The 8,341-nt window shown below is 36.9% G+C and carries 8 protein-coding genes and 1 tRNA gene; 5 read left to right on the top strand and 4 right to left on the bottom strand.

Annotated features, from left to right (window positions below):
• Window positions 1-141 precede the first annotated feature (141 nt).
• Both rpoD and PLA12_13840 read left to right on the top strand, forming a co-directional pair.
• Window positions 142-1,839: an RNA polymerase sigma factor RpoD gene (rpoD, locus tag PLA12_13845; GenBank protein ID HOQ33571.1), complete on the top strand. Its 1,698-nt coding sequence runs from the start codon at window positions 142-144 to the stop codon at window positions 1,837-1,839.
• 37 nt (window positions 1,840-1,876) lie between these two features.
• Window positions 1,877-1,950 (top strand) — tRNA-Ile (locus PLA12_13840).
• A 34-nt stretch (window positions 1,951-1,984) separates the two neighbouring features.
• Here the strand turns inward: PLA12_13840 and PLA12_13835 are convergent.
• Complete coding sequence (locus PLA12_13835) at window positions 1,985-2,989, bottom strand: radical SAM protein (protein ID HOQ33570.1); 1,005 nt, start codon at window positions 2,987-2,989, stop codon at window positions 1,985-1,987.
• 278 nt (window positions 2,990-3,267) lie between these two features.
• On the opposite strand from PLA12_13835, the gene PLA12_13830 reads away from it, so the two are divergent.
• The 3 genes from PLA12_13830 to PLA12_13820 are packed head-to-tail and all read left to right on the top strand — an operon-like array spanning window position 3,268 to window position 5,511.
• Window positions 3,268-3,978: a hypothetical protein gene (locus PLA12_13830; GenBank protein ID HOQ33569.1), complete on the top strand. Its 711-nt coding sequence runs from the start codon at window positions 3,268-3,270 to the stop codon at window positions 3,976-3,978.
• The gene (locus tag PLA12_13825) at window positions 3,975-4,802 is read left to right on the top strand and encodes a PIG-L family deacetylase (GenBank protein HOQ33568.1); all 828 of its coding nucleotides are present in this window, start codon (window positions 3,975-3,977) and stop codon (window positions 4,800-4,802) included. Before PLA12_13830 ends, PLA12_13825 begins: the two co-directional genes overlap by 4 nt.
• Window positions 4,803-4,821: 19 nt before the next feature.
• Complete coding sequence (locus PLA12_13820) at window positions 4,822-5,511, top strand: hypothetical protein (protein HOQ33567.1); 690 nt, start codon at window positions 4,822-4,824, stop codon at window positions 5,509-5,511.
• On the opposite strand, the gene PLA12_13815 is transcribed toward PLA12_13820, so the two are convergent.
• The 3 genes from PLA12_13815 to PLA12_13805 all read right to left on the bottom strand — a co-directional run.
• A complete protein-coding gene (locus tag PLA12_13815; protein HOQ33566.1) occupies window positions 5,512-6,276 on the bottom strand; it encodes a HAMP domain-containing sensor histidine kinase in 765 nt (254 codons plus the stop codon).
• Between the two features lie 99 nt (window positions 6,277-6,375).
• Window positions 6,376-7,620 (bottom strand): isocitrate dehydrogenase (NADP(+)), encoded by a 1,245-nt coding sequence (gene icd / locus PLA12_13810; protein ID HOQ33565.1) that lies wholly within the window; start codon window positions 7,618-7,620, stop codon window positions 6,376-6,378.
• Between the two features lie 97 nt (window positions 7,621-7,717).
• On the bottom strand, window positions 7,718-8,341 hold a 624-nt coding region (locus PLA12_13805; GenBank protein ID HOQ33564.1), incomplete at its 5' end, for a phosphoglycerate dehydrogenase.

Here is an 8,341-nt window from a genome sequence, read left to right as displayed (position 1 = left end):
CACATATAACTTTACACATGGAGAAACCGTAGAGTCTTTGGCGAAAAGAAAAAACGCAGCAATTGCTATAAACGCTAGTGCGTTTAATATGTCGGTTCCCTCTATTTCTGGTGTTCAAATAAAAAACAAGAGGTAAAAAATATGCCGACAAAACAAAAGGTTTTGAAAAAATATAAAGACCTGGACAGCACAATTCCCGAAGAGGAAGAATCTATTGTTTTGGAGATGCTTTATGATGCCCACGAAAGCCCAAGCGAGACTCTGCGTGCTTTGGGTTACGAAAAAGCACCATTAATAAAAGGTGCTGTAGTCTCCGCAGATGCTCAAAAAGCAGAAGTGTTAAAAACTCCTTCTCGCCCCGATGAAGGCATCCGTGTCTATTTAAGAGCTATGGGAAAAGTGCCTCTATTAACAAAAGAAAAAGAAGTGGGTATCGCAAAAAATATCGAAGAGGCAGAAAAAGAATTGGTTCGGGTTTTGCTAAGTGCTCCCTATACGGTGCATGAGTTTTTCCTTATTGCAACACGTATTCGTTCCGGGCGGTTAGACCCCTCGCGTGTGATTGAATGCAGTGAAAACGCAAAAATGGAAAAACTAAAGAAGCAATTATTACAAAGTGCTGACCAATTGGCTGTTATTCGTCAACAAATACAAGCATTAGAGAAGAAATATGAAAAATTAACACGGAAAAAAGCAAAACAGAAAGGCAAAATTCAATATATTGAGACATTGCAAAAACAAATTCAAGAGCTAAGAGAAAAACAATACCAAATATTAAGCAATTTCCCATTATGTGCAAGAGAAATCGTTAAAATTGGTAGAAAAATTAAAGCATTAGAACGGCGTATTTTGAGTGCGCGTGATGAAATTATACAATTGGAACATGAATTTGGTCTGACCGCAGATGAGATTATTAAAAAAGCTCATTCGGGACGCGGAAGAAAAAGTAAAAAAGACCCGGATGCTATGTATTTCTATGAATGTGCCCAACGCGTTGAGATGGCAAGGGCCAAAATCAATCAGATTCAACGCGATGCACAAATGAATTTTGAACAAATTACAGAACTTATTAGAACAGTCCGCGAAAAAGAAGAAAAAATAAATGAAACGAAACAAAAGTTGGTAGAAGCCAACCTCCGTCTGGTCGTAAGTATTGCTAAAAAATACACCAATCGAGGCATGTCTTTTGAAGACCTGATACAGGAAGGAAACATCGGACTAATTAAAGCAGTAGATAAGTTCGAGTACTGGCGAGGGTATAAATTCAGTACCTATGCAACATGGTGGATACGGCAGGCAATTACCCGTGCGATTGCAGACCAGGCACGAACCATTCGTATTCCTGTTCACATGATAGAATCCATAAACAAATTAGCAAGAGCAAATCGTAGTCTAATCCAGAAATATGGACGCGAACCTAATGTGGAAGAAATTGCAGATGAAATGGAACTGCCTATTGAACGCGTTCACTCTATCCGAAAAATATCGCAGGACCCCATGAGTTTAGAAACCCCTATCGGTGATGATGGCGATACCACATTTGGTGATTTTATTGTGGATGAAAATGTAGAAAATCCTTCCGATACAACACAATATCGTTTGTTTATTGATAAGATAAATGAAGTTTTGAAGACCTTAACAGAACGAGAAGAAAAAGTAATTCGCTTACGTTGGGGTTTGGGAGACGGATTTTCTCGAACATTAGAAGAAGTGGGAAGTGTATTTAATGTTACCCGTGAGCGTGTCCGACAGATTGAGGCGAAAGCCATACGAAAATTAAGACATACATGGCGCGCACGCGAGTTGCTCCCCTTCATTGAAAGTTGCATAAAAAAATAAAAATCGATATAATATTTGTCGCTCTAATTCCGTTTTAGGGCCCTTAGCTCAGTAGGTCAGAGCAGGTGACTCATAATCACTTGGTCGCAGGTTCGAGTCCTGCAGGGCCCACTTTCTTATAAGTTCCCAAACAAGGGAGGGAGGCTTAAATATCCGATTTGAAATCCATTTTATTTTCAGAAATTGAATAGTTCAAGGGAGCATTATCAAGTGTTCGTAGGTTACCCCGCCAATGAGCCTCTTTCAGACCTATCTCGTGGGCTAATGAACAAAGTTTTATTATTTCCTCAGAACTTATATTGTTATCTCTTAAAGAAAACAGAGGATTCTTAAATGAAGAATTGGGAACATACCCACGAAATTCAACCTGCTTTGTATAGGGGAGAGATTCTTTTATAAACAGACATAAGTTATATATCGTTTTGGGAGAGTTTGTAAAACCGGGAACAATGGGAATGCGAATATAAATAGGTTTTTCCGATAGAGCAAGGTCATGTAAATTACGGAGATAAACTTCAAAAGGAACATTGCTAACACTTTGCCATACATCTTTATCTACTGTGAACAATTGAAGTAATACCCCGTCAATAGATTTAAGAGACTGTCGCCATAGTTCCTGATTATCCACAGCGGCACAACTGGTAAGGAGAATATGATTTATAGGAAGTGTTTTCAACATTCCTAACAAATTAAGCATAGGATAACCCTGAAGTAAAGGCTCTCCTCCCCCTAATGTTATACTTCGAGGGGGAATTTGAAGATTTATTTCATACTCAACTAAAGAAACAATTTGTTCAATAGAAATATAATCCCCAGCAGGTTTCAAACTTTCCCTTTTACACACTTCCCAACAAGCACCACAAAAATTACATTTTTCTCCATCAATGACAATTGTATTGTTAATGTTCCGAATAGCTTTTTCTTTACATTCTTTTATGCATTCAAAATCATGAATACAATTTGTGCTTTTCCATCGTATTTCAGGCATTACCTTCTGGAGAAAAGGATTTAAGCACCAGGGACAATATAAACTACATCCTTTGAAATAAAGAGCCAGTCGAACGCCCGGACCATCATTTGTAGAAAGATTATCCCACCCATATAATACTAATTTCCCCCTATTTTGTGTCCCATCAGCAATAAGATTCATAGCGGTTGCCCTCCGCGGTAGGGTATTATTTCTATTGTTAATTATATTATTACAAAAAAGAGATTTATTTGCAAGAAATTTTGTTGAATATTTATTAAATATAAAAATTATTAGTGAAATGATGAATTGTTGTTTATTCCTAAAATTTTTCCAATAGGGATTTTTTATAGTATTCTTTATTCGTTTTTTCATCGTTTGATTTTATATCATTTCATATAAAAGAAAATTAAAATTATAACTTATATTTTTTATTAATACAAGGTTCATTAAAAAAAGCAATGTATAAGAAATACTTTTTATGGCTCTTTATTGTTTTCTTGTTGAGCATTACTTCCTGCAATTCTTATTTTGAAAATAGAAAGAAGCCAGACAATCAAGGATTGTCCGCTTCAGAAAAAGAAATATTGGACGCCTATAATCCATCAGAAGTTCCGAGTAATACAAATTTAAAGAAAAACATTGGTGATATAGAGGGCGATTTACAGATATTAATACAAGTTCCCGAAAAGATAATTCCAACACATGCACGAGTTCAGAAAGAAGAAGGAGCCCATGGGAAGGTATCTCGTATAGAGATAGAAATTCCTCCTCCTTATCCGGAAAAAATGAAAGTAGAGGTAAATCTCCTCCCAAGGGGTGCTATCAATTATTCAGAATATCCTGTGAAAGTAGAAGGTAAAATTATTCAAGATGGAAAAGAAATTAGCACATTCAAAACAGTACTTACAGGTGCCGTCGGTGGAAATATTATTCCTGTCCCTACGGAGACAATGTTTCCCATGAGATTTGAAGTAAATTTATGGGATAATGCCCCTGTAGAAGGCTTTTCTACTCTATTATATACCCAGGCGAAATTGTTTCTGTATGCCCCATTTACAGAACCGAAAAAAATATTTGATGAGGATAAAAATCTGAAATTAATAGAAGAAACAGAGGTTTTAGGAAATCCATTAAGGATAACACTAAAAAAAGAAGGAGATGGAAAATGAATATAGTCTGTATCGGGGCTCACCCTGACGATGCAGAATGGTATGCCGGTGGAAGTATGGTTTTATGGGCGAAAAAAGGACACAAAGTATATGCCGTATCTGTAACTAATGGCAATATAGGACATCACGAAATAGAACCCCAAAAATTAGAAAAGATTCGGCGTGCAGAGGCAGAGGAATCAGCCCGAAGAGGAGGATACACTTCTATTGTATTAAATTACCCCGATGGCTCTTTAATGCCTACTCTTGAAGTCCGTCATGAGATTGTTGCCCTATTGCGTCAATTACATGCAGATATTGTTCTTACCCACCGTCCCTGTGATTATCATCCTGACCATAGGTCTTGTGGTGTGCTTGTTCAAGATTCTGCATTCTTGGTAACTGTTCCCCATTTTTGTCCGGAAGTCCCCGCTTTATATCAAAGCCCTTTTTGCCTATATATGATGGATATGTTTCAGAAACCGATACCATTTAGCCCAAATTTTGCTGTGGATATTTCTGAAGCGATAGATAAAAAATGGGAATTGCTGGATGCAATGAGTTCGCAAATGTATGAGTGGCTTCCGTGGTTAGACCACCAATTAGAACAGGTGCCAAAAGATATAAAGGATAGAAAAAAATGGCTTCAAGAACGGTGGGATTCTTTGTTTCGAATGCCTTCCTTTTATTTCAGGTCTCTGTTTGAAAAGGAATTACAGTCTTATAATAAAACATTCGAATATGTTGAGTTTTTCGAACAGTGTGAATATGGAAGAGCACCTTCCCGTTTTGAAATTGCGGAACTTTTTACATTAGAAAGAAAAATTTCACAAGGGATAATCTAATTGTTTTAAGAGGTGGAATATGACTAAAAGATATTGGATATTTATTGTTAGCATTTTATTACAGGGATTGATTTTCTCCGTATGGAGTGAAGACAATACAGGTTCTTATGCAAGAATTGTGTCTCAAGGTAAGGGAGAAGCAACAGCCGTTCCTACCCATGTAGAATTTCAATTTGTTCGTGTAGCACAAGATAATAATTTTGACCTTGCTTTTAAGTGCATTCAAGATTTCGAAACAAAATTACGACTGAAATTTACCGAAGAAAGTCCGCGTCCTGTTGAAATTCAAAGTGTTGGACCTTTATATAGCATAAAGAATGAGCCTCAGATTGAAGTAAATGTTACCGCCATCTTTTCTTTAGCAGGGATTGTCTCCGTTGAAAATGGGGCAATTTTATTTGCTAAATTGTGGGATAAAATGCGTAATTTAGCAAATGAATTATCTGCGGATTTAAAAGGTCCTTACTTACGAGTGCAGAGTGAAGAAGCAGTCATCCGTTCTGCTATAAACTCTGCTGTCGAGAATGCCTATTCCCCCGCAGATGCAGCCGCCGCATCATTGCGAGGAGGTATTTATGCCATTGAAAAGATTGAAATTAATAAGATTGAATGGGAGAATGATGGTAGAAAAGAAGGAGATACAATATCAATCACAGAACTTCACTGCAAATCTACGGTTACCGTTACCTATTTAGTGAGCCAGATGTAATTATTCAGTTTCATGCAACTGCGCAATTTTCGAATTATCAAAAGGTATCCATATAGAGAAGCCATTCTCAGGACTATATTCTAATGAACCATCATGCTCTGCTATTATTTTTTTTGTTATATACAATCCTAAACCGAGATGATAATGGTTTTTTGTAGTGGTATACTGTTCAAATACTTTTTCAAAAACAGTAGTAGGAATTTTTGGACCATTATCCTGAATAGATATAATAATCCCGTCATTTTCAGTTTTACTTACCACTTTTAATGTTCGCGGATTGTCTTCTTCTGGCTCTTTTAATTCCAGGTTTTCCTCAGCATTTTTTATAATATGAATTAAAGCCAGTTGCACACGGGGGAGGTCTAAAACAATAGGTCTCATATCAGGTTCAATATCTTTTTCAACCCAAATTTTTAAAATTTTATGATAGTATTTCCTTAATTGAAGTACAGTGTTAACAAGTTCCGGTATTTCTACAAGAGTTACCAGATTATCTTTACTTCGAGAGATAGTATTTAGTCCATTCATTAGTGTGGAACAGTCCTGAACACATTCAATAATTTTACCCAACATACGATGACTTTCTTCCCCAGGTGATGTATCCATCTGAAGTAATTCCGCATAAGCCATAATAGCCCCTAAGTAATTATTGGTATCATGGATAACACCATTGATACATAACCCTGCCGTTGCCAATCGGTGTAATTTTTCAATTCGCTCTTCTATGTTCGGTATCGTATTCTTATTAAAAAAATTATTAGCCAACTTCAAACTCCCTGAATTTAATATACAGTTACTTTACACATTTACTAAAAGTTTAATATTTTATTAAGGGAGTTTTCAAAAAATAAGACGCAATAAATTCTATTGAGCATTTTTGCTGAGACGAGCAACAACGGCACCTGCGAACTCACTGCATTTTACTTCCTGTGTCCCTGTTGTCAATCTTGCAAAGTCATAAGTTACGATACGGTCCTGATAGGTCTTTGACAAAGCACGGATAATTACCTCTGCGACCTCATTCCAACCGATATATTCAAACATCATAACCCCGGAAAGAATAAGACTACTTGGGTTTACTTTATCTAAATTTGCATATTTGGGAGCAGTTCCATGGGTGGCTTCAAAAATAGCATAGCCATTTTCATAATTAATATTAGCACCCGGTGCAATACCAATTCCGCCAACCTGTGCTGCAATAGCATCACTCATATAATCACCGTTTAAGTTCATGGTTGCCACAACATCAAATTCTCTGGGGCGGGTCAATATTTGTTGTAAGAAAATATCTGCTATCGTATCTTTAACAAGTAATTTATCTCCCGGATTTCCATTACAATCACTCCAGCAAACAGCAGTGTCTGCAAATTCTTCTCGGACCAACTCATAACCCCAATTCATGAAGGCACCTTCCGTATATTTCATAATATTCCCTTTATGGACAAGGGTAACAGAGCGTCGCCCGTGAGATAACGCATACTTGATAGCAGAACGAATAAGTCTTTTAGAACCTTTTTCACTAATCGGTTTTATTCCAATCCCAGAATCGGGTCTTATATTCCAGCCAAATTCTTTTTTGCAAAAATGAATAAGTTTTTTTGCTTCTTCCGAGTTTGAAGGAAATTCAAATCCTGCATAGACATCTTCCGTATTTTCACGGAAAATTACAACATCAACATCAGCAGGGTTTTTTACAGGACTGGGAACACCCGGAAAATAGCGTACAGGACGAACACAAGCAAACAAATCTAACATTTGTCGTAATGTTACATTTAAGCTTCGAAAACCACCACCTACAGGAGTTGTTAAGGGCCCTTTAATAGTAATCTGATACTCTCGAATTTTTTCCAGAGTTTCTTCTGGTAAATAGGTATTTGCCAATTTATTGGCTTTCTCTCCTGCGTAAAGTTCCATCCATGCTATTTTTTTCTTATCGCCATAACAAAATTCCACAGCAGAATCGAATAGATATTTCGATGCCTTCCATATATCGGGACCTATCCCGTCTCCCTCGATAAATCCAATAATAGGCTGGTCAGGGGTTTGAATAACACCATCTTTGAATATAATTTTTTCCCCTTTAGGAACTTGAATTAAGTTTTTCGACATGATTTATTCTCCTCTGTGTATTATTTCAAAACTTCTATTTTTATAAAAGATAACAACCCGATTATTTCATAAAGAATAAATTTTTTTGATATAAAATTTACGAGTTGTTGTTTGTACTATTTTCCGGTAAAGATAAAAGTCGGGCTTCTATAATATGCGGCAGTTTTGCACAATCTTGTATGACTTCATCGCTTAGGGGTTGGTCAAGATTAAGAACGGTAAGAGCAAGCCCGCCTTTAATATCGCGTCCTAACATGAGATTAGCTATATTAACACCCGCTTCCCCGATACGGGTACAAAGCCGACCAATAACAAGAGGTTTATCTTCGTTCCGACAAACAAGCATATATCCTTCCGGCTTCGCATCTACACGCATACCATCAATACTACAAATTCGTGCATCTGTCTTGTGGAATAATGTCCCTGTAACGGTATGAGCCTCCTGGTCTGTTTCTACACGAAGTGAAATCTCAAAAGCATAACTGGAAGGACGAGCCGTTTTCCGTTCATTACATTCTATACCTCGTTCTTTAATTTGCATCGGAGCACTAATCATATTTACTGTTTCTACTAACGGCTTCAAAAAACCAGTCAAGATTGCGGATGTTATGGGATAGGTATCGGTAACTCTAATATCGCCTGCATATTCAATTTGCAATGATGTAGGTCGTCCCTTGGTATATAGAGATTGAAACATTCCCAGTCGTTCCCCTAAATCTAT

The organism is Candidatus Hydrogenedens sp., assembly GCA_035378955.1.
GTDB lineage: Bacteria > Hydrogenedentota > Hydrogenedentia > Hydrogenedentales > Hydrogenedentaceae > Hydrogenedens.
This window is presented reverse-complemented; position numbering and strand designations above follow the sequence as displayed.